22 protein-coding genes are annotated in these 26,594 nt (G+C 69.2%); 9 read left to right on the forward strand and 13 right to left on the reverse strand.

Translation table 11 applies throughout. The features are described 5' to 3' along the window. Positions 1-116 precede the first annotated feature (116 nt). The 3 genes from KEG57_RS21155 to KEG57_RS21165 all read right to left on the reverse strand — a co-directional run bounded on the left by KEG57_RS21155 (position 117) and on the right by KEG57_RS21165 (position 3,644). Positions 117-1,256 carry an acyl-CoA dehydrogenase family protein gene (locus KEG57_RS21155; protein ID WP_272421322.1) on the reverse strand — a complete coding sequence of 380 codons (1,140 nt, stop codon included), beginning with the start codon at positions 1,254-1,256 and terminating at the stop codon, positions 117-119. Between the two features lie 12 nt (positions 1,257-1,268). After that, on the reverse strand, positions 1,269-2,450 hold the full coding sequence (locus KEG57_RS21160; protein ID WP_272421321.1) for an acyl-CoA dehydrogenase family protein: 1,182 nt from the start codon (positions 2,448-2,450) through the stop codon (positions 1,269-1,271). Positions 2,451-2,522: 72 nt separating this feature from the next. Then, the gene (locus tag KEG57_RS21165; protein WP_272458732.1) at positions 2,523-3,644 is read right to left on the reverse strand and encodes an AraC family transcriptional regulator; all 1,122 of its coding nucleotides are present in this window, start codon (positions 3,642-3,644) and stop codon (positions 2,523-2,525) included. A gap of 221 nt (positions 3,645-3,865) precedes the next feature. On the opposite strand from KEG57_RS21165, the gene KEG57_RS21170 reads away from it, so the two are divergent. Next, positions 3,866-4,216, forward strand: a complete 351-nt coding sequence (locus tag KEG57_RS21170; protein ID WP_272421319.1) for a hypothetical protein — start codon at positions 3,866-3,868, stop codon at positions 4,214-4,216. A 200-nt stretch (positions 4,217-4,416) separates the two neighbouring features. Continuing rightward, on the forward strand, positions 4,417-4,737 hold the full coding sequence (locus KEG57_RS21175; protein ID WP_272421318.1) for a four helix bundle protein: 321 nt from the start codon (positions 4,417-4,419) through the stop codon (positions 4,735-4,737). Between the two features lie 550 nt (positions 4,738-5,287). Here the strand turns inward: KEG57_RS21175 and KEG57_RS21180 are convergent. Both KEG57_RS21180 and KEG57_RS21185 read right to left on the reverse strand, forming a co-directional pair. Next, entirely contained in the window at positions 5,288-6,469 is a 1,182-nt protein-coding gene (locus tag KEG57_RS21180) for a serine hydrolase domain-containing protein (RefSeq protein ID WP_272458733.1), read from the reverse strand. Between the two features lie 324 nt (positions 6,470-6,793). Beyond that, positions 6,794-7,036: a hypothetical protein gene (locus tag KEG57_RS21185; protein WP_272421315.1), complete on the reverse strand. Its 243-nt coding sequence runs from the start codon at positions 7,034-7,036 to the stop codon at positions 6,794-6,796. 210 nt (positions 7,037-7,246) lie between these two features. Between KEG57_RS21185 and KEG57_RS21190 the strand changes: the two genes are divergently transcribed. Continuing rightward, positions 7,247-7,657 (forward strand): DUF2795 domain-containing protein, encoded by a 411-nt coding sequence (locus KEG57_RS21190; protein ID WP_272421314.1) that lies wholly within the window; start codon positions 7,247-7,249, stop codon positions 7,655-7,657. A 54-nt stretch (positions 7,658-7,711) separates the two neighbouring features. Here KEG57_RS21190 and glmS read toward each other — a convergent pair whose 3' ends face one another. Then, a complete protein-coding gene (gene glmS / locus KEG57_RS21195) occupies positions 7,712-9,532 on the reverse strand; it encodes a glutamine--fructose-6-phosphate transaminase (isomerizing) (protein ID WP_308215637.1) in 1,821 nt (606 codons plus the stop codon). A gap of 115 nt (positions 9,533-9,647) precedes the next feature. After that, positions 9,648-10,811, reverse strand: coding sequence for an MFS transporter (locus KEG57_RS21200; protein ID WP_272421312.1), 1,164 nt, complete (start codon positions 10,809-10,811; stop codon positions 9,648-9,650). Positions 10,812-10,974: 163 nt separating this feature from the next. Here KEG57_RS21200 and KEG57_RS21205 point away from each other — a divergent pair, with 163 nt between their 5' ends. From KEG57_RS21205 to KEG57_RS21230, 6 genes are all read left to right on the forward strand, one after another. Further along, complete coding sequence (locus KEG57_RS21205; protein ID WP_272421311.1) at positions 10,975-11,322, forward strand: hypothetical protein; 348 nt, start codon at positions 10,975-10,977, stop codon at positions 11,320-11,322. Between the two features lie 74 nt (positions 11,323-11,396). Beyond that, on the forward strand, positions 11,397-12,560 hold the full coding sequence (locus KEG57_RS21210) for an NHL repeat-containing protein (RefSeq protein WP_272421310.1): 1,164 nt from the start codon (positions 11,397-11,399) through the stop codon (positions 12,558-12,560). Between the two features lie 162 nt (positions 12,561-12,722). Further along, positions 12,723-14,828 carry an esterase/lipase family protein gene (locus KEG57_RS21215; protein ID WP_272421309.1) on the forward strand — a complete coding sequence of 702 codons (2,106 nt, stop codon included), beginning with the start codon at positions 12,723-12,725 and terminating at the stop codon, positions 14,826-14,828. A 68-nt stretch (positions 14,829-14,896) separates the two neighbouring features. Further along, entirely contained in the window at positions 14,897-15,292 is a 396-nt protein-coding gene (locus KEG57_RS21220; RefSeq protein WP_272421308.1) for an MAPEG family protein, read from the forward strand. 42 nt (positions 15,293-15,334) lie between these two features. Then, complete coding sequence (locus tag KEG57_RS21225) at positions 15,335-17,326, forward strand: serine/threonine protein kinase (RefSeq protein ID WP_272421307.1); 1,992 nt, start codon at positions 15,335-15,337, stop codon at positions 17,324-17,326. Positions 17,327-17,409: 83 nt separating this feature from the next. Continuing rightward, entirely contained in the window at positions 17,410-19,236 is a 1,827-nt protein-coding gene (locus tag KEG57_RS21230; RefSeq protein WP_272421306.1) for a putative bifunctional diguanylate cyclase/phosphodiesterase, read from the forward strand. A 1-nt stretch (position 19,237) separates the two neighbouring features. Here the strand turns inward: KEG57_RS21230 and KEG57_RS21235 are convergent, their stop codons facing one another. From KEG57_RS21235 to KEG57_RS21260, 6 genes are all read right to left on the reverse strand, one after another. Further along, positions 19,238-19,675 carry a hypothetical protein gene (locus tag KEG57_RS21235; RefSeq protein WP_272421305.1) on the reverse strand — a complete coding sequence of 146 codons (438 nt, stop codon included), beginning with the start codon at positions 19,673-19,675 and terminating at the stop codon, positions 19,238-19,240. 14 nt (positions 19,676-19,689) lie between these two features. After that, entirely contained in the window at positions 19,690-20,340 is a 651-nt protein-coding gene (locus KEG57_RS21240) for a DNA-3-methyladenine glycosylase family protein (protein ID WP_272421304.1), read from the reverse strand. 62 nt (positions 20,341-20,402) lie between these two features. Continuing rightward, positions 20,403-21,773, reverse strand: coding sequence for a hypothetical protein (locus tag KEG57_RS21245; protein ID WP_272421303.1), 1,371 nt, complete (start codon positions 21,771-21,773; stop codon positions 20,403-20,405). Next, the gene (locus tag KEG57_RS21250) at positions 21,770-23,275 is read right to left on the reverse strand and encodes a hypothetical protein (protein WP_272421302.1); all 1,506 of its coding nucleotides are present in this window, start codon (positions 23,273-23,275) and stop codon (positions 21,770-21,772) included. The genes KEG57_RS21245 and KEG57_RS21250 overlap by 4 nt, the downstream gene beginning before the upstream one ends. A gap of 43 nt (positions 23,276-23,318) precedes the next feature. Further along, on the reverse strand, positions 23,319-24,077 hold the full coding sequence (locus KEG57_RS21255; protein WP_272421301.1) for a hypothetical protein: 759 nt from the start codon (positions 24,075-24,077) through the stop codon (positions 23,319-23,321). A 45-nt stretch (positions 24,078-24,122) separates the two neighbouring features. Next, complete coding sequence (locus tag KEG57_RS21260) at positions 24,123-26,588, reverse strand: MMPL family transporter (RefSeq protein WP_272458734.1); 2,466 nt, start codon at positions 26,586-26,588, stop codon at positions 24,123-24,125. Positions 26,589-26,594 lie beyond the last annotated feature (6 nt).

Genomic DNA, 26,594 nt, shown 5'->3' on the forward strand with positions numbered 1-26,594 from the left:
CACCCCCCGGTGAATGCCGCACGATACGCGTCCGGAACGCGTTCGTATGCTCGGGCCAATCCTGAATGAGGGGACCGGGACGTGCCCCAAGCGCGCCGGGGCGCGGGCGTATGGGATCAGAACGCAGGTTGCGCGGCGAATCGGACGAGGTGATGCTCCTCGTCGCCGAAAAGGGCGTTCAGGACGTGCATGCGCTTGAAATACAAGCCGATATCGTGCTCGTCTGTAATCCCGATTCCGCCGTGGAGCTGGATGGCTTGTTGCGTGACGTAACGTCCGCAAATGGCAAGCTCGACCTTCGCCGCGCTGACGGCGAAACGGCGCGCGGCCGGATCGGGGTCCGAGATCTTGATACTCGCGAGGATCGAGGTGCCCTTCGCGAGCTCCATGCGGACGAACATGTCGACCGCGCGGTGTTGCAAGGCCTGGAACGTGCCGATCTTCACGCCGAATTGCTCACGCGTCTTCAGGTAGTCGACGGTCATGGCGACGGCCGCGCGCATGACGCCGAGCCCCTCCGCGCACGCGGCCGCGGCGCAAAGATCCATGATTTCATCGAGCACGGGCGCCGCCGCGCCCTCGGGCCCGAGGCGGTTCGCGCCCGGGACGATCGCGCCGTCGAGCTTGATCGTCGCGGCCCTTTGCCCATCCATCGTCTTCACCGGCGTGATGCAGAGGCCCTTGGTCTCCCGCGGGAGCACGAAGAGTGAGATGCCGTCGCTATCGCCCGGAGCGCCCGCGGTGCGGGCCGAGACGACGATCACATCCGCGGCGTGGCCATTCTGGACGAAAATTTTCTCGCCCTGGAGCACGTAATCGTCGCCCTTTTTCGTGGCCGTCGTCTCGACCCATGTCGAATCATAACGACCGCCGCGCTCGGCCCAGGCGAGCGCGAGGCTCGTGTCGCCGGCGAGGAGCGGCGCGAGGAAGGCCTCGTGTTGCTCGGCGCTTCCCGCGCGCAGGATGGCCGTGCCCGCCGAGAGCACGGACGCGACATACGGCTCGGGGAGGAGCCCCGCGCCGAATTGCTCGAGGAGGATCGCGACGTCCACGAACGAGCCGCCGAGGCCGCCCGCGGATTCGGGGAAGGCGAGACCGATCCAGCCGAGCTCGGCCATCGTTTTCCAGAGCGATTTGCTCCAGCCGATGGAGTCTTCGCGGAGGGCGCGGAATCGCGTGACGGGAGATTCCTTCTTGACGAAGGAGGCCACGGTGCTTTCGAGGAGCTTCTGATCGGGAGTGAGGTCGAAATTCATGGCGAGTCCCCGTCAGCTCGGCAGGCCGAGGATGGCTTTGGCGATGACGTTCTTCTGGATCTCGTTGCTGCCGCCGTAGATGCTGGCCGCGCGCGTGTAATTGAACTGCGGGGGAATCGAGGCACAGCCCTCGGGGACCGTGCCCGGCTCGTTGTGCCAGGAGAGCGAATCGTGCCCCATCAGGTCCATCGCGAGCTCGTACATCTGCTGCATGATCTCGCTGCCGCGAATCTTCAGGATACTCGACTCGGCCCCCGGCGCGTGTCCGAGCTCGGCCGAGGCGATCGCCCGGTAATTCGCCATCTTGAGCGCCCAGAGCTCGATCTCCATCCGGGCAATCCGCGCGCGCCACGACGGCACCTCGATGAGCGGCACGCCCTTCTCCTTCGTCGCCGCCGCGATGCATTTGACGCGCCGGAGCATGCGCGTCGACAACCCCACGGCCGCGATGTACGTGCGCTCGTGGCCGAGCAGCGCCTTCGCCAGCGTCCAGCCACCATGCAGCGGGCCGACGAGGTTTTCCGCGGGCACGACGACGTTCTCGAAGAACGTGTCGCAGAACGCGAGCGTCCCGGCGATCGTGAGCGTCGGCCGCGCCGTGACGCCAGGCGCCTTCATGTCGACGAGGAAAAAGCTGATGCCCGATTGCTTCTTCGCGGTCTTGTCGGTCCGCGCAAGCACGAAGATCCAGTCAGCGTACTGCGCGTACGTCGTCCAGGTCTTTTGCCCATTGAGGACATAATTGCCTTTGCCGTCGGGCTCGGCCGAGAGCTTGAGCGAGGCGAGGTCGCTGCCGGCGTTCGGCTCCGAATACCCCTGGCACCAGACCTCCTCGCCCGCGAGGATCTTCGGCAAGAAGCGCCTGCGCTGCGCGTCGCTCCCGAACTGGAGGATTAGGGGCCCGACCATCGTGAGGCCGAACGGAGAGAGCCCCGGGGCGCCGGCGAGCTCGAGCTCCTCGGTCAGGATGAAGCGGCGCGTGACGTCGAGCCCAGCGCCGCCCCATTCCGCGGGCCAATGGGGAGCAACCCAGCCCTTCGCGTAAAGGATCCGGTGCCACTCCATGATTTCGTCGTGATCGAAATGCCCGTCGACGTCCGCTTTCTCGCGGATGCGCGGAGGCATGGCCTCCCGGATCCACGCGCGGACCTCGTCGCGGAAGGCGATCTGTTCAGGGGTGAAGGACAGGTCCATCAGGCTCTCCGGGGTCGGTCCATAGTGCGAACGGGCGCCGGAGGGAAGCCCCCTCGTGTCCTTCACGGGGCCTCAGAGGCTTCTCCCGGTTTCGTCCCGGTCCACTTTGCGCAGCTCCAGCGGGGTGCCCCCCGTCCAGCGGCGGAAGGCGCGATAGAAGCTGCTGCGCTCCGTGTAGCCGAGGAGGAAGGCGATCTCCTGAATCGAGAGGGATCGATCCTGCAGATAGCGGTCGCAGAGAGCGCGGCGCTGCTCGTCGAGGAGGTCGTTGAAGACGACGCCCTCGTCCTTGAGGCGGCGCTGCAAGGTGCGCGGGCTGAGCGCGAGGCGCCGGGCGATGTGATCTTGCGAGGGAGCGCCGCCGCGCAGCTCCTCGACGAGGAGGCGGCGCACGCGATCGGCGAGCCCGTTCTCGTGCGGGAGGCTATCGAGCTGGATCCGGGCCTGCTCCTCGAGATAGGCGCGGAGGCGTGGATTGGCGAGGCGAAGCGGCCGCTCGAGCTCTTCGCGATCGGTGATCATCCGGGTCTCGGGCATCTCGAAGCGCACGGGGCAGCCGAACGCCTCGTCGTAGGGGCGGAGATCACGCGGGGCCGGATGCTGGAACCAGATTTCGCGCGGCCGAAAGGCCTCGCCGACGTAGATGCTGAGGCTCTTCACCCAGGTCGCTGCGATCGACTCCGCCATCGCGCCGATCCGGCCGATGGATGGGTGCAGCACTCGGCGGAGACAGGCGTCGCCGCCCTCCAGGTCGAGGGCAGGGAGCAGCATCTCATGAACGAGATGCCGATAGCGGTCGGCTTGCAGCACGGCCTCGCCGAGCGTGGCGGCGTGCGCCGCCATGTACGTGAGCAAATTGCCGTGATCGAGCTCGAAGCTGGCGCCAAAGGTCAGGCCGAGCGAGCCCTTCGGGAAGCGTGGCGCCGCGATTCGCCACAAGGCCACGTACCGAGCCATGGGGACGCGCAGATCGGGATCCACGAGATCGGTCTCGGAGGCGCCCGCCGCGGCGAGGAGCGGCCGTGGGTCGAGGCCGGCGCCCTCGAGGACGCTCACGACGTGCCGGAAGGCGCCCGCGTGCACCGTGCTCGTCACCTCCGGCGCGCGGAGCGATCGGGCGCGCTCGCGCGGCTCTGTCTGGCTGGGCGCCTCTTCCGCGGTCGTATACGTATCCATCACGTCTGTCCATGACACCGGCGCGACGGGTGTCGGCGTTGGTTTCTTGCCGCGCGTGTCGGTGGACGCAACAACATTGTCGCAGGCGGACACTGGCGGGATTCCGGGAGAGCAGGCATCCTCGATTGCATCGATGAGCGCAAACAGCGCGGGGCGCGCCGGATCGGCTGCCTCTCATGCCTGCGTTCGCCACTCGTATCCCACCCGACCGCGTGTCGGGTGACGGAAGGAGGATTGTCATGCTCAAGAAAATTCTCGCTGGCCTGGGTCTCTCGCTTTCTCTCATGGCCTGTCTGGGCGCGCCCGAGGAAGGTGTGACCGTGGACGAAGGCCCCGTCGCCACCGCAGAGCAGGCGCTGCGGCCTTCGGGTCGCTATCGGACCTACTACAGCGACAACACGTACACGGTGGCGGTGGGCTGGGAAAACCGCGAATGCGATTGGCGGTACGACTCTTCCGACGGCGACTTCTCCGCTTACTACAAGGAGTTCCGTTACGATTGCCCCGAATACAACGATCCCTTCCTGCCGTCGACGAAGTGCTGGGACTGTACGACGGCGACGTCGTGCACGCTCCAGCCGTGCCCGTAAAAGGCCTGTCAGGGGCACGCCGGCGGGACGAACGCCGGATCGACGAGATCCACCGCCACATTGCCCGCGCCGCCAAAGTCGTTCTCCGGCTCCCACGGGTCGACGTCGAAGAAAGCGGGCTCGGTCCAGCCGTTTGACGCATTGATGAGGTTTCTGTCTGTCGTTGCTTCCTCCTCACCCAGGCTTCGCCTGGCGCACTGGTGCTCAGGATCTACAGCGTCACGATCGAATTGCTGCGGCGGCTGCGGCCCATCATCGAGAAGATCGGCGGGAAGGATGCGAACCTGGCGGATCAGCTACGGCGCGCCGCCACAAGCGTGCCGCTGAATCTGCACGAGGGCGCGTATTCGCAGGGGCGGAACGAAAGGGCGCGGTGGCACACGGCCATGGGTTCGGCGGCGGAGGTGCGGGCATGCCTCGATGTGGCGGAAGCACTCGGATACGTGGATAGAGTGGACGAGGAGCTGCGCAACAAGCTGGACCATCTCGTCGGTACCCTGCATCGGCTCACGCGGCGATAATGGTTCGTGCGGGCCGTCCTCCCCCAGGGCGGCCCGCTCGCACGGCCTGGATCTCAGCGCCCATGACACCGCACATCGCGCCATTCACGGTGGATCCTGGCGATCCTTGTGCACGGCGAGGGCGGAGCCGCGCAAGAGAATTCACAGGCTGGTGGGACACACAATGTCTGTGCGCGACGGGTCCCGCGTCGTATCCGACCACCGACCGGCGCGTCGAAGACCTCCACGATCTATGTCGACGAAGACCCCGGCCGTTGCCGACAACCGCAGCGAGCCCGTCGACGAAGCCCCCAGCCGTTGCCGACGAGCACGGCGAGCATCTCGACAACCACCCCAGCCGTTGCCGACGAGCGCAGCGAGCATGTCGACAACCACCCCGGCCGTTGTCGGCGACCACGGCGAGCCGGTCGACGAAGCCCCCAGCCGTTGCCGACGAGCCCGGCGCCCTCACGGCGACGGGAACCAAACGCTCGCTTCTCCCGATCGCCCGAACGACCTCCGCGCGCGGCGCCCCATCCCTGTTTCGCCCCCGCGCGGTCGCGGAAATCGTCTACGCTTCGTCGGTCACGGCTCCGACGACACCATCGAAAAACTCCACGCAGCTCGTGTCGTCGAGCAGCCGATTCCATCCGCGCTCGTCGAAAGGCACCGGCAGCCCGTGGTTCGTGAGCAGGACGGCAACGAGCTGCCGCGACGGATCGATCCACATGTACGTGCCCGCGCCGCCCGACTTGCCATACGAGCCCGGCGACAGGCGTGTCCCGCCGTTCGAGAATCGCGGCGTGATGAGCTCCCAGCCATACCCCTTCGGCGTCGACACGAGGTTTTCGAGCGGCGACGTGTCCGTCTTCCGCGCGTCGACGAACGGCGTCTGATTCGCGACCATCGCGGCGACAAGCTCCGGCCCGAGGATACGCTTTCCATCGTACGTGCCGCCGCCGAGCACCATCTGGCAGAACGTGGCCACGTCCTTCACCGTGGAAAACACGCCGTCACAGCCGCACACCCCGCCAAGTAAAAAATCCTGGTCGTCCTGCACCGTGCCCCGCACGACCGCGGTGCGCCGCTGCGTGGCGCCCGTCGCCGCGATGCGCGGGTGCAGCGCCGCCGCGGGATTGTACGTCGTGTCGACCATTCCGAGCGGCCTCCACACGGCGTCGCGGGCGAACGCGTCGAGCGTCATGCCCGAGGCCGCCTCCACGACCTTGCCGAGCAGGCGATACGTGAGGTCGCTGTATCCCACCTTCGTCCCCGGGGGATACTCGAGCGGTGTCGCCGCCATTTTCCGCCATATCTCGATCGGCTTCTCGTCGAAAAAATGGTTGTCGAGCGGCAGGCCCGACGAATACCGGAGCATGTCCCGTACGGTCACCCGCTCCTTGCCCGCCCCCTGGAACGCCGTCAGGTACTTGACGACCGGATCGTCGAGGCCGAGCTTGCCCCGGTCGACGAGGATGAGTGTCGAAATGGCCGTCGACACGACCTTCGTCATTGATTCGAGGTCAAACAGAGTGTCGAGCGTCACGGGCTCGACGCCCCCGCGGACCTTCTTGCCATAGGCGTGCTGCGCGACGACCTTGCCGTGCCGCGCCACGAGGGCCGCAAAGCCTGGAAAGCCCTCGTCGTTGACGCGGCGCTCGAGGCGCGCGAACACGTCTTCGAGCCGATCGAACGACATGCCGACGTTCTCGGGCGCATCCGGCACGAGCGGACCCGTGGAAGACGAAGACACGAGCGGTTTCGGCGTGTCCGCGCCGCGCGACATAGGCTCCGGGCAGCAAGCCGATGCGAGCAGCAGAGACCCGACACCTTGAAGAAGTCGGCGGCGATCGAGGGAGGACGTGAACTTGCCCATAAGAAGGGAGATTCTTCGTCAGCGGAGGGGATGGAAGCGTCACGCGGGCACACAGGGAACGCCCGCGCGCAAGCGCAACATTTTGCCGACCTTTACGTGGGCAGCAAGTTCCACGTCAGGGGGGTGCGCGGTTTTGACGGGGGTTTGGGGGCAGAGCCCGGCGCGCCCGGGCGAGCCCCCAAGCGCCCGAAGCATGGTCGCTCACTTCGAGCCCACGGATTTCCTTGGCGTCCAGGCGGGCGGATCACTGGCGGGAAAAGATTCCTCGGATGCCTCGTCCACGAGCTCGTCGGCGACCGTTTTGGGTTCGAGCACCCGGGTCTCCCCTTCCCATGCGACCGGCGGCCTGCCGTGCTCGGGCTCGTCGGCCGGCGTGCAGCCGCTCGGTTTCTCGGGCTGGGACGTTCGATCGTTGCGTTCCCCGGGGTTCCACGTCTGGGCCATGAGGTTCCTCCACGGGTCTCATGCCCGCCTCGGGGCGGACCGCAAGAGGGGCACGGACCGAACCGGGCCGCCGTCATGCGGGGCGCCGAGCGCATCCTCAATGGATGACTCGGCCAAACCCTGGACGTGGGTCTTTTCGTGCCCAACGAAAGCGGCGAGTCCGAGCCACGCGGCATCCGGCTGGCCGAACGCCACGCGAGGAGACAGATCATGGCCGAAAAAAATAAGGACGAGGGCAAGGGCACGATGACCGTCCAGGAGGCGGGGCACCTCGGCGGCAAGGAGGTTCAACATCAGCGTGATCTCCGCGATCGGAAGGAGGTCCGCGGGCAGGCGTACGACAAGCCAGGACCGCCCGAGGGGACGGCGTTCGGCATCGGCGCGATCACGCAGGCGCTCGCCGGGATGGAATTTCCCGTGACGAAGCAAGACCTGCTCGAACGGGCGGGCGATCAGGAGATCGAATATCGCAAGGGGCAGCCCGTCTCGCTCCGTCAGATCATCGAGGACCTCGAAGACGAGGAGTTCCCCTCGATGGCGAACGTCGTGCAGGCGGTGAGCGGCGCCCTCAAGGAAGAGGGGCTCAGCGGCGGCGGCGAAAAAGAGGAGAAGGCGGCCTAGCGCCACACCCCCGGGCCCCTCTCCATGCCGTGGAGAGGGGCCCTTCAGGGTTCGTCATTCGACCGTGACCGTCTTCGCGAGGTTGCGCGGCTGGTCGACGTCGTTGCCCTTCAGGTTCGCGACGAAATACGCAATGAGCTGGAGCGGGAGCACCGTGAGGAGCGGGAGCACCTCGTCCGGCGCTTTCGGGATCCACACGATGTGCTGCGCGAGCTCCAGCATCGGCTCGTCGCCCTTCGTGGCAATGGCGATGACCTGACCCTCGCGCGCGCAGACCTCCTGCAGGTTCGAGAGCATCTTCTCGTATTGCGCGTCGCGCGGGCAAACCGCGACGACCGGGAGCTGCTCGTCGATCAGCGCGATCGGGCCGTGCTTCATCTCGCCCGCCGCGTAGCCCTCGGCGTGCGCGTAGGAGATCTCTTTCAGCTTGAGCGCGCCTTCGAGCGCAATCGGGAAGCCGAGCCCGCGGCCGAGGAAGAGCACGTCCTTCGCGTGCACGAGCTTCTTCGCGATGGCGTGCACGTAATCGGCGTCGCCGAGGATCTCGCGCTGGTGGCTCGGGATCTCCCAGAGCGCCTGCAGCACCTTCTGCGCGCGCTCCTGCGGCAGCGTGCCGCGCCGCCGGCCCATGTACACCGCGAGCAAGAGGAGCGCCGCGAGCTGCGTCGTGAAGCATTTCGTCGAGGCCACGCCGATCTCGGGGCCCGCGTGCGTGTAGAGCGCGCCGTCCGCCACCCGCGGGATCGCGCTGTCGAGGACGTTCGCCACCGCGAGGACCCGCGCGCCGCCCGCCTTCGCCGCCTTCACGGCCGCCAGCGTATCGGCCGTCTCGCCCGACTGGCTCACCGCGATCACCAGATCGTCCGGGTAGAACAGCGGCTCGCGGTAGCGCACCTCGCTCGCGAGCTCCACGACCGAGGGCACCTTCGCGAGCTGCTCCATCCAGTAACGACCGGCGATCGCCGCGTGGTGGCTCGTCCCGCAAGCCACGAAGTACACGCGCCGGATCTGCTTCGCCACCTCGGGCGGCACGCCCATCTCGGCCGCGTAGACGTCCCCCTCGGCGAGGTCGATCCGGCCGCGCAGGGTCGCCTCCACGACCTCCGGCTGCTCGTGGATCTCCTTGCGCATGAAATGCTTGTAGCCCCCACGTTCGGCCTGCACCGGGCTCCAGTCGATGTGCTTCGCCTTGCGGGTCACGACCTCGCCGGCGACGGTCTCGCAACGCACCCCCGAGGCGCGTAGCTCCACCACGTCCCCGTCCTCGAGGAACATCATCGAGCGCGTGTGCGCGAGCAGCGCCGGAATGTCGCTGCCGCAGAGCATCTCGCCCTCGCCGAGGCCCACGACGAGCGGCGAGCCATGCCGCGCCGCGACCACCACGTCCGGCTCCTCGCGCGACACGACCGCGATCGCGTAGGCGCCCACGACGTGCCGCAGGGCCGCCTGCACCGCGGAGAACAGCGTCTTCTGGCCGCGCGAGAGCTCGCGGTGGATGAGGTGCGCGACGATCTCCGTGTCCGTGTCCGAGAGGAACTTCACGCCCTCGGCTTCGAGCTCCTGCCGCACGGCCACGTGGTTCTCGATGATGCCGTTGTGCACGACGGCGACCGGCCCGGCCGAGTGAGGGTGCGCGTTCGCCTCGCTCGGGCGTCCATGCGTCGCCCATCGCGTGTGCCCGATGCCCGTCGAGCCCGCGAGGGGCCGCTTCTCCAGCGCCTCGGACAAACGCGCGAGCTTGCCCAGCGTCCGCACAATCTCGATGGAACGACCGTCATGGATGGCGACGCCGGCCGAGTCGTACCCCCGGTACTCGAGCTTCCGCAACCCGTCGACGATGATGGGGGCCGCATGCCGCGTCCCGACGTATCCCACGATCCCGCACATCGGATGCCTCGCTTCGGAAAGCGGCACGCGCGCCGCTGCCGAGGTGTAACCCGAGCGGTGGCTCCGAGCGAAAAAACTTCGACACCGGCCGCGGTGCGGTGCGTCAGGAATCCTCGTTCCGCCCCGCACGCGTACGGCGCGCGAAGGCGATCGCGATCCCGCAAGCGAGCGCGGACACGAGCGCGGCGCCCCCGAACGCGAGGGCCCCGCCCCCGCGGCGATAGACGTGGATCCAGCCGAGCATGCCGGTGACGGACCCCAACGAGATGGTGGCCACGAACACCCCCTGCGCCGTTCCGAGAAGGTGCTTGGGCGCACGATCTTTCACGTAAGCGAGGGCCGAGACCCACGGGAGGCCGAAGGTGATCGCGTGGAGGGGCTGGAGCACGAGGAGCGGCCAAAAGCCCGGGACGAACCCGATGAGGATCCAGCGGAGCACGGCGACCCCGTACGCGATGGCGAGCAGGACCGGGGCGCGGACACGCGCGGCGAGGGCGCTCGCGTTCGCCATGAGCACGACCTCGGCGGAGACGCCGACGGCCCAGGTCGCGCCGAGGATCCGCGGCGAGGCGCCCCGCGCGAGCAGGTGCAGCGAGAAGCACTGGTCGTAACAAGCGAAGGCGACCTGCGCGAAAAACGCCGAGGCGAGGAAGAGGCGCACGTCGGCGCTCGTGAGCAGGGCGCGGATCTGCGCGGCCGAGGGCCTCGCAGGGACGGGCACGCGGGAAGGGAGCGCGAAGCTTATGCCGAGCGTGACGAGGAGGAGCGCGGCGATGGCGAGCGGGATCTGCACAGCAGACGTCGGCTCGAGCCCGCCGGCGAGGATCGCGGCGACGAGAAACCCCATCGAACCGAAGAGGCGCGTCATGCCGTAGGGCACGTGCCCCTCGCGGGCCGCTTCGAGGGCCACGACGTCGCCCAGCATGGTCATGGGCGTGCGGAAAAACGCGAAGACGACGACCGGCAGGAGCAGCGCGGCGAAGGTCCCGCCCCCGGCCCCCGCGAGCGCCGCGACGCCGGCAAACCCGACGAACGCCCCTGCGCACGCGACGCGGAGGAGATGGCCCCGCAGGCCGAGCGCGTCGGCCACGAGCCCGAACACGGGCGGGCCGATCACGCCCATCGCGGGGTACGTGGCCATGAGCAGGCCGAAGTGCACGCCCTCGATGCCACGCGCGGCGAGCCAGGGCGGAAAAAACGGCAAATACACGCCGAGCACCGCGAAGCTCGCGAGGTAGTAGAGGCGGAGCGCGACGACGCCGGGCACGTGCGGCGCGCACTTTGCACGACGAAACGGGCCACCGCAATAGGGCCTGGACACCAATGGTCGCGCCCGACCGAGCGCAGGAAATTCCCTCGGTGGGGCCTCGGCGAACCCGGGGGTACCGTCGTCCGATCGAAAGCGCCAGGCAGTGTGAAGGAGGAAAGCGATGCACGATCACGCCACGCACGGCAGCCACGCGCACGAACATGGAGAGGGCTGCGGCCACACGGCGATCCGGCACCAGGGGCACACCGATTACCTGCACGATGGGCACCTGCACCACGCGCACGGCGATCACACGGACGAGCACGTCATTGCAGTGGACCAGGCGAACCGCGCCGAATGCACGCCCTCGCACGCCTGCGGCGAGCACCAGCAGAGCCACGTGCACGGGCCTGCATGCGGGCACGAGGGGGTCCCGCACGGAGATCACCTCGATTACCTCGTCGGCGGGCACCTGCATCATCCGCACGGCGGGCATTGCGACGATCACGGCAAGCTCGAGCTCGCCTGATCCAGGGCTCCCGACACGCGTCTTGCGGCCCGACCTGGCCGGCTGGTAGCCTCCCCCGGCTGGAGGGTCTTTTCATGAAATCGAAGGATGATCGGCAATCGATCGAGCGCCCGCTCGGGCGCGTGGTTCTCTCGTGCCTCGGCATCGCGCTCGCCTCGCTTGCCGTGGCCTGCGCGGGCGGCTCGAACAACAACCCGACCGGCGGAGGCGGCGAGGGCGGCGACGGCTCCGGCGCGGCGGGAGGAGGAGGCTCGGGCGGCGCGGGCGGCGAGGGCGGCGAGGGCGGCGGCGCGATCGTCTACCCCGTGGCCCCGGAAGAGGTCGTGAAGTTCAACCCCGCGCTCGGCGAGCTGCCGGAGGGCATCGCGATCGACGGGACCACGGCGTACGTGAGTTACTCGGTGAACCCCAAGGTCGTGAAGCTCGACCTCGAGACCGGCGCCGTCACCGATTACGGCACGATTCCGGGGCCGGTCGGCCTCGCGTTCCCGCAGGGCGTCGGCATCGACGCGAACAAGAACGTGTACGTCGTGGTGAAGAGCGAAAGTCCGCAGCAGTTCCAGGCGGGGGTCTACAAGTTCCCGCCGGGCGGCGGCGAGGCCACGTGGGTCCCGGGGACCGAGACGTTGACCTACCCGCGCGCGATCACGTTCGCGAGCTTCGGTTCGGGCTTCGTGTCGAACCCCGTCGCCGCGTCGTTCACCGAGATCCAACCGGGGGACGCCGTGGGCTCGGAGATTGGACCCAGCAAGGAGTTCTCGGGCGACCAGATGTCGGCTTGCGCGTACGGCGAGATGATACCGAGGGGAATCACGAGCGTCGTCGCCTCGGGCACCAGCATGGCCGATGCCTCGTTCTTCTGGACCAACGCCGACCGGGCGACGATTTACCAGGGCGGATTCGTCCCCGCCGGGGGCGGCGCGGTCACGTTCCAGCTCGGCGGCGCGATCGCGGGCCCCGATTGCGCGCTGCTCGGCGGCGTCGAGAGCCTGATCGAGGATCCGGTGGACGTGAGCCTGCTCGTCGTCGCGCGCGCCGCGCACAAGATCGTCCGCGTGCAGTTCACCGGAGAAACCCAGGTCCTCTCCGAGGGGGAGGGCTTCTACGAGCCCTCCGCCATTGCGATTGGCAAGACGAGCAAGGGCCGCTTCCTCTACATCACGAACTCGGCGCACACGACGTACAACAAGGGCGGCATCCCCGGCGTCGTGCGTATTCCGCTCCCCGACGCCAAGTAAACGCCCGCCCGGCGACCTTGCTGCACCGCAGCAATCCTCTCCATCCTCTCACATCGTAACCTTCATTTCCGTGCCTGCGGCGCGTGTTGCACCGCCGCAGACGACGCTTGCCTTCCTGCACCCGCGCGCCTACCCTCGATCCGATTACGGTGGAGGTTTGCCATGGCATTGCGTGAGGTTTCCGTAGGCGTGCTTGTTTTGCTTCTGGCGGCGGCCTGCGGCCCGACTCCGGATCCCGAGGCGACCGGTGGCCAGGGAGGCCAGGGCGCATCGGGCGGGAATGGGCCCGGCGGCTCGGGCGCGGGCGGCGCGGGCGGCGCGGGCGGAGAAGGCGGCAGCGTGCCGTATCCCTCTGCGGATGCATTCGACCCGGCGTACGACGCTTATTTCGATCCGCCCGCGGCCGGCGCGTACGTCGACGATTACCGCGTCGTCGGCGAGATCACCCCGCCGTCCTGGTCCTGGGGCAAGATCGAGCTCGTCGAGGGGCTTCAGCGTTACCGCACGGAGGGTTACAACGTCCGCACGCAGAAGCTCCGCTGGGAGGACACGTTCGAGGACGACACGTACAAGCTGAAGACGTATTTCGGCGCGCTCAATCAACAGCTCGTCGACGGCTTCAACATCCATTACAAGGACGCGTGCGCCGGCGAGGTGGGGAAATCGGGCGCGCCGGCCTGCGGCAAGAAGGGGCCGATGCGCCCCGAGGCGCGGTTCGTCCTTTTGCACCACGGTCCGAAGACGGCGTCGCTCTCCTGTGACAAGACGAAGACGCCCGTCTTGCTCGTGCACGGCGCCATGCAAAACGGCAACGTCTGGCTCCTGCCCGGCGGCGACGACGGCGCGGGGAGCGCGTACCCGGGCACGGCGCAGAAGACGGGCTTCGTGCAATGGCTCGAGGAGCGCGGGCATTGCACGTACGCGCTCACGTTCGGCACGTTCCACGGCGACAACTTCAACCAGGCGACGAACCTGGCGAACGTGATCCGCCGCGTCTCCGCGCTCGTGGGCCAGCCCAAGGTCGACATCGTGGCCTGGAGCAAAGGCGTCCTCTCGGCCGACCTCTACCTCTCGAATGTTTCGAGCTGGAAGGATTGGGGCTCAAAACATTTCGAGCGCGTCGCCGCGGACTCTGCGAAGAACGTGCCCGCCTTCCGCAAGGACGTGCGCACGTACGTCGCGCTCTCCGGCCCGCACCTCGGCATCGACCTGAACTTCCGCCACCCGTTCAACAACCTCATCATCTACAGCACGCCCGACGCCGCGCCGATCGGCCAGGGCCCGGTGACCTGGGGATGGATGAGCGCCGTGCAATGCGTGACGTTCGGATATGCCTCGGGGCCGAACTCGATCTTCCCGAACCCCTACGCCTACTCGGCCTGCGAGAACCGCGGCGCGACGTGGCCCGATTTCTGGACGCGCATCTACACCTCGAACATCACGGGCCTCGACGCCGAGGGCAAACCCGTCTCCGCGATGAGCCTCGAAGCCCTGAACGCAGCCGAAGGCGTGAGCGGCGCGGACTTCGATTTCGATCAGTACAACCACGCGATGTGGGGCTCGCTCGACGAGTCCGGCGCGTATGTCTCGGCCTACCTCGGGCAGCTCCAGACGGCCTACGACCTGCGCAGTTTCTACCCCTTGCCGAACCGCCAGGATGATCCGGTCTCGTACGATTGGTCCGAGCTCGACACCGACGAGTCGAAGTGGCGCGACTGGGTGAGCGTCTACAAGCTCGGCTACAACCCGGCCGGGGCGTGGGGCACCGGTGGGTGGATCGAGGACGACGACGCGCACATCACCTGCCGCGCCACCGCCTACGAGCCGCAAACCTCGCCCTGCAAGGCGAAGCACGCGTATTACGATACGACGCACGCCGAGGATTATTCGTTCGGGTACGCGACGTACACGCTCATGGACGGCGTCGGTATCGAGGCCGTCATGGAAATGGGCGGCAACTTCATCGAGCGATTGAAGAACCACGGTCTGAGCCCCGACCTCGATTCCCTCTACGTGGTGCACGGCCAGAAGCCCGGCGCGCCCGGCACGATCTTCGAGATCGACGGCATGGAGTGCCCCACCTGCGATCCGAAAGGCGACGGCGTGCTCTTCGACGTGAGCATCGCCGCGCAGGATCAGCTCACGCAAGGCTGGTCGGCCGATGCGAAGGCCTCCCGCTCGAAGCAGGAAGGTGTTCCGTTTGGGCACCTCGAGGTCGGCGTCGCGCCGGCCGTCTGGGAGAAGATCGGGGCCGTCTTCGACAAGTGATCCCGACGCACGCGGCGCGGGCCCGCGCGGGGCTTTCCCCCGAGGCCCGCGCCGCGGTACAACGCGCCATGTCCAAAGACCTCGCCCTGCCCGCATTGGTGACGATTGTCGCCCTCGTGACGTATTTCGTGCTCACGATCAACGTCGGCCGCGCCCGCACGAAATTCAACGTCCCGGCGCCCCAGACCTCCGGGAACGCCGATTTCGAGCGCGTGCTGCGGGTGCAGCAGAACACCGTCGAGCAGATCATCCTGTTTCTCCCGAGCCTGTGGATGTGTGCCCTGATCACGAGCCCCAAGATCGCCGCGGGGCTCGGCGCCGTGTGGATCCTCGGCCGGATCGTCTTCGCGTGGGGCTACTACCAGGCCGCGGAGAAGCGCGGGCCTGGCTTCGGGATCACGATGCTCGGCAACATGGGCCTGCTCATCGGATCGATCTACGGCGTGATCACGACCCTCCTGTGATAGGCTCCGGCGGAGCCGCGTCGAGGAGGGCCGGAGAGTTCGATGCTACTTGCGCCGGGGACCGTGATCGCGGGCCGATACCGCCTAGAGCGGCCGCTCGCGTCCGGGGGCATGGGCTCGGTGTGGGTCGGGCGGCACGTCACGCTGCAGACCGACGTCGCGATCAAGTTCATCTCCACCGAGTCGACCGCGTCCCAGGCCGCGCGCGCGCGCTTCGAACGTGAGGCGCGCTCGGCGGCGCACCTCCGCCACCCGAACGTCGTCGCGGTCCAGGACTACGGCATCGAGAACGAGACGCCGTACCTCGTGATGGAGCTCCTCCGCGGCGAGAGCCTGGAGGAGCGCATCCACTCGCACGGCCGGCTCTCGCTCGCGGCGCTCGCGCAGATCGTGCAGCAGATGAGCCGCGGCCTGCGCAAGGCACACGAGGCGGGCATCGTCCATCGCGATCTCAAGCCGGGCAACGTCTTCCTCGCGCGGGACGACGACGACGAGGTCGAGGTCGTGAAGATCCTCGACTTCGGCATCGCCAAGGAGACGGACATGTCCCTCGGCGAGGCCACGAAGACCAGCGAGCTCATGGGCTCGCCGCATTACATGAGCCCCGAGCAGCTCCGGAGCTCGAAGAAGACCGACGTGCGCAGCGATCTCTGGTCCGTCGGCGTCGTGCTCTACCGCGCGCTGACGGGCAAGATCCCCTTCCCCGGCGACACGCTCGCCGAGGTGATGGTGCAGGTCTTTTCCGCGCGCCTGCCACCGGCGACCTCGATCGTGCCGGAGCTGCCGCCCGCGATCGACGCGTTCTTCCAGCGGGCGCTGGCGAGAAATCCCGACGATCGGTTCCAGTCGATACGCGAGCTCGCCGAGGCGTTCCAGTCGGTCGCGAGTGGTCGCGGCATGCCAGCGGCGCCCGCGCCCCCGAGCCCGCCGGAGGGCGCGCGCGGCTCGCTTCCGAGCGTGAACGCGCTGGGTACGCCGCTGCCCGTGGCACCGCCGATGGGCGGCGTGCCACCTGCGCCGTCTTCGTCACCGGGTCTGTCGGCGCCGCAGTTCACGTCCCCTGCCCCGGCGTCCTCGCGAGGTTTTGGGGGGCTCACGCAGCCGGAGGCTGCACTGCGCTCCCCACACCCCCCAGGGGTGCCGGCTGCACCGAACTCCTCGCGAAGTCCTTCGGCGCCGCAGTTCGCGCCGGCTGCGCCGACGTCCTCCCCCGGTTTGTCGGCGCCGCCGATCTCTTCGCCAGGTTTGTCCGCACCGCAGACCTTGGCCTCCACGACGACGCCGCCCGTGCCCGTGGTTGGTCCGGACGCACCTCCGCCGCTCGTGCCGGGAGGCCCCACCGCGCCGCCCGTCTCGATGCCGACGTTCCCGGAGGCGGCCACGCCGCAGCCGCCCGCGGACGCCTCGGCCGCGCCGCTCGGCGCCCCGTTCCAGGAGCCGCCCGCGGCCGCGCCCTTCCCTGCGCCGCCGGGCGCCGCCGCGCCGGAGCGCGAGCCCCCGAACCCGCTCGACCCGCGTGCGTCCCGACGAACCCGGCAGGTGCAAGCGGCCGTGATCGGCGTGCTCGTCGTGGGTCTCTTGGTCGCGATCGTGCTCATCGCGTCGCGCCGCTCGCCCGATCCCGAGGCGGCCGCGTCTCCGCCCGAGGCGACATCGCCCGATTCGGCGGGAGCGGCCACGGCGGCGGGCACGGCGCTCACGCCGGACGAGATGGCCGCTGCAGTCCCGGACGAAACGCCGATCGAAATCCTCGCGGACGAAGCGGCGGCCGCCCCGAGCGCAACGCAGGCGCCGCGCCCCTCGGGGTGGAAGCCGATCCCGAAGGGCCACGGGCGACTCCTGATCCGTGCCAAGGGAGGTATCTGCAAGGTCACCGTCAATGGCGTGTACTACGGTGTGACGCCGGTCGACGCGATCGTGGAGACGGGAAAGCAACGCATCTTCTGCCGCATGCCCACGGGCTCCACGCGATCCAAGGAGCTACGCGCGCCCGAGTTCAAGGTGACCAAGGTCGAGTTCGAAGTGAAGCAATGACGGCGGCCACGGGCGGCCTGCCACGCTCGGAATTTGGCGGGCGACGAAACGCTAGGCTTTCGCTATAGGTAGTATTGGCCAACGTGACGAGCTCAGATACGAAAGACGATCTGCCCGAGGAGATCGAGGCAGACCTCGTAGAGGACGACGAGGAGGAGCGCCGGGACACGCGCGAGTGGCGTACCCGCTCGTGGCTGCCGAAAGCGCCGCTCTTCGGGCTCGACGCGAGCTTGTCGGAGCTCGGCGTGGCGATCCTGGAAGCCGACGCCGAGGGCCGCCTCGTGCGCATGAACGCGACCGCCGAGCGCCTCACGGGCGAGAGCTTCGAGGAGAGGCGCGGCGCGCAGCTCGACGAAGTCTTCCGCGTGCGGCCCGCATCGCCCCCGACGCCGTTCCCGTCCGAGGGCTCGTCGGTCGGCCCGCTCCCGACGGGCATGCTCGGGCAAACCGCGTTGCTCGAGCGGAAAGACGGGCAGATCGTGGCCATCCGCCACGCGACGGGCATCTCGACCGCGAGCGAGGGCGCGACCGGGCGCGCGGGCAAACTCGTGGTCTTCCGCGACGCGAACGTCGAGCAGCTCCTCTCGCTCCAGATCGCGCGGCAAGCGCGCTACGACGCGCTGACGGGTCTCTTGAACCGCCACGCCTTCGCCGAGCGCATCGAGCAAGCGCTCGCGCAGAGCCGTGAGCGCGGCGTGCGGCACGCGCTCGTGTACTTCGACCTCGATCGGTTCCGGCTGGTCAACACGACGTGCGGCCACGACGCGGGCGACGACCTCCTCCAGTGGGTGGCGACGCGCCTGCACGAGATCATGGGGCCGCAGGACGCGGCGGGTCGGATCGGCGGCGACGAGTTCGTGGTGCTGCTCCATGGGCGGGACACGCTCGAAGCCGAGCAGGTCGTGCGCAAGCTCCAGCGGACGCTGCACGAGTTCCGCTTCGGCTGGCAGAAGAAGACGTTCCCGGTCGAGGCGAGCATGGGCCTCGTGCCGTTCGGCGCCGAGTTCCACCGCGCGGCCGAGGTGCTCGGGGCCGCGGATCAGGCCTGCCGCTTGGCGAAGGACAGCGGCCGCGGGCGCCTGCAGATCTACATGAACGACGACCAGGACATGGCGCGGAGCCGGCGCGCCATGCAGTGGGTCGCCAGCATCCAGCGCCACCTCGCGGACGGGCGGCTGCGCCTCTTCGCGCAGGAGATCCACGCGCTGCCGCCGACGAAGCGAAGGGGCCTGCATTTCGAGGTCCTCGTGCGCGTGGTCGGCGACGAAGGGCAGCTCGAATCGCCGGTCGGGATCATCCAGGCGGCCGAGGACAGCCGCATGATGGACGAGATCGATCGGTACGTCGTGTCGAGGACGCTGGCGACGCTCGGCTCGCTGCCGAAGGAGCACCTGAAGCACCTGCACACGTGCGCGATCAACCTCTCGGCGCTCTCGCTCCTGCGCGAGGGGCTGCTCGATTTCCTCGTCGAGCAGCTCGGCAAGTACAAGGTGCCGGCGACGAAGATCTGCTTCGAGATCACGGAGACGGCGGCGTTCGCGAACCTGCAGGAGGTGCTCTGGATGATGCAGGAGCTCGGGGCGATGGGCTGCCGGTTCGCGATCGACGATTTCGGCAGCGGGCACGCGTCGTACGGGTACCTGGAGAGCTTGCCGGTCGATTACGTGAAGATCGACGGCATGTTCGTGCGGAGCATGCTGGACAGCCCGCTCCACCGGGCGATCGTGGAGAGCGTGCAGCGCATCGGCGGGATGCTGGGGATCGAGACCGTGGCCGAATCGGTCGAGACGCAGCCGATGGCGGAGATGCTCTCGAACATGGGCATTCATTATGCCCAGGGCTGGCTCTACGGAAAACCGAAGCCGATCGGCGACGTCCTGGCGACGCTGGCCTTGCCGGACGGGAAATGATCTACGGGCACTCGCCCGTGACCGACTCGGTCATTCCCGTCCCCAGGTTGCACATGACCTCGTAGTTGCACGTGGCGCTCGCGAAGGAGCACGACGAGGCGAGGTTGTTGTCCTGGCAATACGAATCGACGCATTCGATCCCGGGATCCGTGGGCGGCGCGGCGGGCGGGCCGGCGGCGCTGGCCCAGGAATCGCAGACGAGCTTGCCAGCCTCGCAGGAGCATTCGTAGCCCCATTCGATGAAGTTGAGCTTGCACGTCTCGCCGGGCTGACACCCCACGTCCTGCCCACAGCGCTTCTTCGCGCCCGCGAGCGAGCCGCCCGTGCCGCCGCCACCATCCGAAGCGCTCCCGCCCTCGTCGCTGCAGGCCACGAACAGAAGCAGGCCGGCTGTCATGGCCATGAGGCCGCGCAGAGGAATCTTCGTAAGAAAAGCCATGGTGGGTCTCACCTTCATTTTTTGGTCTCGTGAAGTCTCCAGAGGTACCAGCAAGCAACCGAACGATAAGGCCTCCAGGGCCGCGCGAGCTTGATCATTCGCTCGGGCGTCGGATCCTTCCGGAGTCCGTGGAGCTTTTTCATTCCCTTCTGGATACCGAGATCCGCGACGGGGAGCACGTCGGGCCGGCCGAGGCGGAAGATCAAGAACATCTCCGCGGTCCAGCGCCCGATGCCTTTGACGCGCCGCAGGTGCTCGATCACGGCCTCGTCGTCGAGCGCGGGCAGCTCGTCGAGCACGAGCGTGCCATCGAGGAGTTTTTCGCAAAGGTCCCGGATGAACTTGACCTTGGACCCCGACAAACCGCAGGTCCGGAGCGCCTGCTCCTCCACGCGGAGGAGCTCGGCGGGCGGGAGGAGTTTTCCTCCGCCGAGGGCGAGGACGCGGCCGAAAATGGTATCGGAAGCCTTCACGGAGAGCTGCTGGCTGACGATCGACTCGACGATGGCCTCGAAAAACCCGGGCGTATGAAAAGGCCCGCTCGTCTGGGCGGCGGAGCCGAGACGACACGGGCCAACGGAATGGATGAGCTCGGCGAGGCGAGGATCGGCGGCGGAGAGGAAGCGGAGGGCCTCGGCGTGGGGGTCGGGGGCGGTCGGGGTCATGGAGCGGTGATCTTACCGAGGAAGAGGTTGTTTGTCGTGGTGTGTCGCGGAAGATCCGTTCTTCATTTCCCTCGCCTCCGAAAACTCGCCCCCAGATCCCACCCATCCCCGCCCCTCGCGAGCACGAGCTCCGGCATCAATCCTCCCGCCACCCGAAGCTCCCCGAGCACGCCCACCCGCAGGCTATGCGTCAGCGCCCGCGCAGATGCATTCGGCGCAAGCTTCGGCGGCTTCATCGCGAGCTCCTTCGCCCGCGCCGCGTCGTCCGCCGTCGCCAGCGATAACAATGCACCGAGCGGCCCCGGCTGCGACGGTCGTACGATATCGATCGAAAGCGCCACCTGCCCCCGCGCGCGGCGCCGGCCGAGCTCCACGCGCGGGAGCGTCGTGGCCGTCACCTCGTGCCCGGGCCTCGACAAGATCGGCGCGAGCGTTCGCGCCACCTCGACGAGATGCGCCGATGCTTCGTCCACCAACAGCTCCGAAGGCGGCCCGCCCCAACCCGGATCCCCATGGGCCGGCGGCAACGGCCCGAGCCCGAGATGCGACAAACGCTCCGGCGGAACCGCGTCCACGAGCCGCTGCGCGACCGACGGCGCGCCGTAGCTTCCGGCCTGGGGGCCGATCTGCAAGACGATCCACGCAGCACGGCCGAGGTCGAATCGGACTGCGCCTTTGCGCTCGCCGTGCAAGCCGAGCCCGAGCCAGCCCACGTCGTCCCGCTCCGCCTCGAATCGTCGTAACGACGTCGCGAGGTCGTCCGCGCGCGCGACCTCGATCCCGTCGAGGAACGCCGAGCCACGCGCCGCGAATCCATTCTTGGAGAGCACGAGCCCACGGTCGCCGCATTCCGCGCGGAATGCCCCCGTCCCGTCCGGCGCGCTCGGATCGAATTTTTGCGGCACCACCGAGACGAGCGGGGAAGCAAGCGCGCGGGCGAGCTTGTGCGGGTCGGTCGTGCCAAACACCACCGCAAGCGGATCCTTCGGGTAAGGCGTGGGCTTCGGGACCTCCGCGAGCACCGCCGCCGCGCCCCGGCCGCGGGCGCGCTCGATCGAGAAGATCACGTCCGCCGCGCCGAGCGTCTCCTTGCGCGCCGTGCGCAGGCCCTCGCGCAAGCGCACGACCGTGCCGAGCGCCTCCTTCGAAGGGAGCGATTGCGCGAGCGCCGGGACCGGGTGGCCCGCGGTGTCGAGGGCGAAAAGCGGATCGGCGATCGCCGCGCCGAAGAGGGCCGCAGTCGGGTCGCGTAGGTCGTGCGGGTCGATCGTGCGCGTGGGCCAGGGCAGGTGCAGCGAGAAGCGGCCGCCGTGCGGGGTGCGGCCGAGCGCAGCGGCGGGGGGCGTCGCGGCCACGAGCGCGCTCGCCAAGGAGGCGCCGAGGAACGTGCGCCTGGACAAACGATTGTCCGAGCCGAACATTTCGTCGCTCATCGCACCACCCAGATCTCGTCCGCGGTCGCGACCACGAACGGCGCGCGTCCCGGGCCATCGGGAGGGCACACCGCGAGCGCGCGCACGCCCGCCGCCGCCGGCAAGCGCATGATCTCGCGCGCGCGCCCCGCCTCCCGCGCCGCCGCGCGCGCCCAGGTGCGCACGACGACCGCATCGTCGAGAGCATTCGCCACGTCGAGCCCGCTCAAGATCTCCGGATCGCCGTCCTGATCGAGATCCCCCACCGCGAGCTGCGCGCCCGCGCCGGTGATCGTCTCGACGTGCCCCGCGTCGTCGCGCACCTCGACCGCGCCGCGATCGCTCCGCGCCGCGATCACGGTGAAACGCTGGCCCCGCGGCGTCACGAGCGAGGCCGCGGCGAGCACGTCGAAGTTGCCGGCCGTGACCGGCGTGATCGCAGTTTCTCCCGGCAAACAAGGCACGAGCGGGCCCGTGAGCCACCCCGACGCGATACGCGCGCAGCCGCTCGCCTCACCCGCCGAGACGGGCAAACCCGCGAGGGGCGCGACGACCGCGAGCTCCGCGTCGAGGCGTAGTGCCTTCGCGCGATCCGTCACGCCGACGTCCGCGAACCGTTTGACGCCGCCCGCTTCGTCCTTTTGCTCGACGAGCCCTGCGAGGCCGATCGGCTCGCGCAGCGGCGACGGGTGCAGCGGCGAGAGATCCGACCAGGAGCGCGAGCGCAGCGGTAAAACCTTGCCGTCACGGATCCGCAGCGTGGTCACGCGGCGGCGGCTCGTGCTCAGGATCTCGAGCGCGCCGTCGCCGTCGAGGTCGCCACACGCGAGAGCCACGACGTCGGACTCGAAGTTCTGGCCACGCGTGACGTTTGCTTTCGCGAGCGGCACGGGTTCGAGGAAGCTACGAATCTCGGCGTCGATCGGCGCCTCGGCGAAGGCGTGCGCGAGCGGGCCCGGCTCGGGATCCCGAATGCGCGCCCAGACGGTGCGCGGGACGGGGAAGACGTCAGCGGTGACGCGCAGTTTGCCGCCGCGGATCTCGACGACGAGGTGGACGAACGATCGCTCGCCGCGCGCCGCCACGCGTGCATCCGCGAGCGAGAGCGGGCTCGGGTGCGCGGAGCTGCCCGCGCCGAGGCGACCCGCGAGGAGCGAGGCGATGCGCGCCGTGAGCTCGGCCCCGCGCGGCGCCGGCGTATCGGAGACGAGCGGCGCGGCGACGACGAGGGCGCGAATGGGAGCGGACGCGAGCTCCGCGGCGAGGGATTCGGCCACACGGGCGACGGAAGCACGCGGCGGGCGCGGCGCGGCCGGCGGAGGGTTCGTCGGGGCCGGGTTCGTCTGCGCGGGGTTCGTCGGGGCCGGCGCGGCGGGCTTTTTTGGCTGGGCGCCGCCGTTTCGCGGGACGAACAGGGCGAGGGCGATCGCCGAGACAAACGCCCCGCGCGCGAGCCTTCCGCGCGAAATTCCCCCGAGCTCGCGCGGGCGCGTCCCCTCGGTGCGTAGCGGCAGGGCGGCCACGCGAGCAGAATAAGCGACCGGGGGGCGCGTGGCTACTCTGCGATCAGCGCGACCGTTCGGTCGAGGGCGCGGCGTCTTCCTCCTCGGGCAAACCCGCGAGCCTGCGCGCCGTCGGACGGATCCCCTCGGCGAGCGCGGCTTGCCCCGCGAGCGCGTACAGGCCGCAGGCCGCCTCGGTGACGCCCTGGTACGTCGAGAGCCACCGGGCCATCGCCAGGTTCTTCGTGCTCTGCGAGAGGATGGCCTCGCGTCGCTCGCGGTCGACGTCGACGAGCGCGCGCCGGAGGTCCGCAATGGCGAGCCCGAGGTCTTCCGCGACGGCGAGCGGCGCGATGGCGAGGCTCTTGATCTTCGGCGGCTCGACGAGCGGGCGCTCGCGAAGGAGGCGCTCGACGGTGCTCGCCACGCGAAGAAGAACCTCGGGATCGTCGGGGATCTGCGAGGGGATGCCGTACGCGGCGGCGACGGGCACGCCATAGGTGCTCGCGAGCGTGGTGCGGAGCGAGAGGAGCAGGGCTTTGAGGCCCTCGACGCGCTCTTCGGCGAGCGCGCGCGGAGCGTCGTCGTCCGCGAGCTCGCGCGCGTGGGCGAGGTCGGCGGCGAACATCGTCTCGGTCGAGCGCGCGAGCAGGTCACGCAGCGCGTGGAGGAAGCTGGCGACGGTGATTTCGCGTGGCAGGCCCTCCGGGAACAGCGCGATTTCGAGCTCCGTGGCGATCTCGGAGGTGTGCTCGTTCAAGGAGCCGAGCACGGTGCGGCTGATGGAGACGCGATCCGCGACGAGCTTGGAGGGTTGCGACATGGGAGGGGACTATGGATACCGCCCCGCGGGCATGCTGAGAAGACCTCACGCCTTCCAGAGCCGGAGTCCCGCGGGCACGACGACGAGCGCGACCACGAGCCCCGCCACGCTGCCGAGCGCGCCCACGAGGCCGAGATCCCGCAGGCCGTCGAAGCGGCAAAGCGCGAGCGCCGCGAAGCCCGTGGCCGTCGTGAGCGCCGTGGCCGCGACCGGAGGACCCTCGTCTCGCAAGGTCTCGCGAATCACATCGTGCTTGACGTCCGGGGCTCCGGTGAGCCCTGAGGGCCGGCCTGTGCCCTCGATCCCCCCGTCGACTTCGCGGGCCCGGTACAGCAAGAACATGCCCTCGTCGACGGTGATCCCGAGCAGCACGGGCAGGACGAGCGCGTCGTAGGCGTGCAGCGGGATGCCGAAGATCCGCACGAGGAGGAGCACCGCCGCGATCTCGCAGAGGACGACGATCGCCGCAATCACCACGTCCCGCGCGCGCCGGAGCGACATCGCGAGCGCGGCGACCACGAGCACCGCGGCGACGCCGCCGATCTTCGGCAGGTCTTGCGCGAGGCTCTGCCGCAGCACGACTTCGAGCCGCGCATACCCTGTCAACATGGCTTGCGGATCGGTCTGCCGCAGCGCTTGCTCGACCCGCGCCGTCGCGCCGGGCACCTCGCGCGGCCGCACGTAGAGCGCCACGAGGTGATCGCCGTCGTCGGTGCCGAGGTAACGCGACAGGAGGATCGAGGCCGTGGTTTTGCGGAGGTCCTCGATCTGGACGAGGTCACGCGAGGGCGCGCGCATCGCATCGAGCGCGCCCGAGAAGCGCGCCGGGGCAAACCCCGTCTCCACGAGCGCTTTTTCGAGCTCGTTCGCCTTCGCCGGGAGATCGAGCGCGTCGCGCGCCGAAAAGCGCGCCTCCTGCGTCTCCTTCGCGGGCGCGAGGGCCGTGAGCGCATCAACCGCCTCGACGTCGTCCTTCATCGCGGAGAGCGTCTCCGCGAGTCGGTCCCCGCGCGCCCGCGCGCGCTCGAGATCCCGATCCGCGACGAGCACGACCCATTGCCCGCGTTTGCCCCCGAACGCGTCGAACACCGCCTGCTGCACCTTCAGCGGCTCGAGCTCCTTCGGCCGCACGGCCACGATCGATTCCGACAAACCCGGCGCCGCGCCCAGGAAAACGGCCCCGACGGGCAGGAGGGCGACGAAGGCGAGGAGCGCCGCGCGCCTGCGCGTGCCCGAGAGCCAGGCGAATGCATCGGTCCAGCGCACGGGCGCCGGTGGAGGCGGAGGCTTTCGTTCGAGGAGCGCGCCGACCTCCGGCGTCACGAGCACGATCGCCACCGCCGTGAGGAGCTCGCCCGCGGCGCAAAGGAGGCCGAGCTGCTGCATGGCCTCGATGCTCGAAAACGCGAGCGCGCCGAACGCCGCAGCCGCCGTCCCGGCCGCGAACAAGACGCCGCGCGCCGTCTTCGCCCGCGCCACGCGCGCGGCCTCGCGAGGTTCGAGCCCGGCCCGCCGCGCTTCGAGCAGCGCCGCATAAACGTGCACGCCCGTGTCGACCCCCACGCCCACGACGACCGACATGAACGCGATCGCGATCGCGGACAAACCACGCGGGAGCGCCGCCGCCACGGCCGCGGTCCATACTGTGCCGAGCAGGAGCGGCGGCATCACCGCGACGAGCGCGCGCACGCGCCGGAAGATCAAGGCAAAGACGAGCGACGCGAGCCCCATGGCGATGGTGCTGGAGATCGAGAGATCACGCGTCAGCATGGCCTCGGTCGCCGCTGCAATCGCATGACCACCCGTGAGGCCGAACCGCATCTCGGGGTGGGCCGAGCGAAGCGGCGCGAGGACAGACTCCGCGTCCTCGACGAAGCGCCGCGCGTCCTCGCCACGCAAAGCTTGTCCACGCGGCTCGGCGAGCACGAGGTGCGCCGTGCCGTCGTCGGTGGCGAACGCGCCGTCCGGCTGCGTGCGCACGCCGGAGCCGATGTCCGCGCCCTCGTAGGCGAGTTGCCCGAGCCGGAGCGGATCGGCCGCGAGGAGGTCGGCGACGGCACCGCTGCCCGGCGCGAGGAGCATGGCCCGGCTCTCCGCGAGCCGCGCGCGCATGCCCTCGGGCGTGAGCGCGCCGCGCAGGCGCTCCATCGCGCGTGGATCCGCGTGGCGAAACACGAGCATCGGATCGAGGGCGCGCGAGGTGTCGACCCGATCGGCGGCGCGGGCCACGCTCGGGCGCTTTCCGAGCTCGGCCGCAACCTCGGCCGAAACCCTTGCGTTCGTCTCCGGATCCGGCCCCTCGACGAGCACGACGGCGAGGTCGCCGCCGCCGAAGCCACGCACGTACCGTCGGAGCGCCGCGGCCTCGCCCTGATCGGGCAGGAGCGAGGCTACGTTCGGGTCGAGCCGGAGCCGGAACGTGACCGCGAACAGCGCGAGGAGCGTCATCCCGACGAGCGCGAGCGTGACGGCGCGCCTCGCCGGACGCCCTTTCGACTCGGGAGCAGACATCGGCGC

The organism is Polyangium jinanense, from assembly GCF_028435365.1.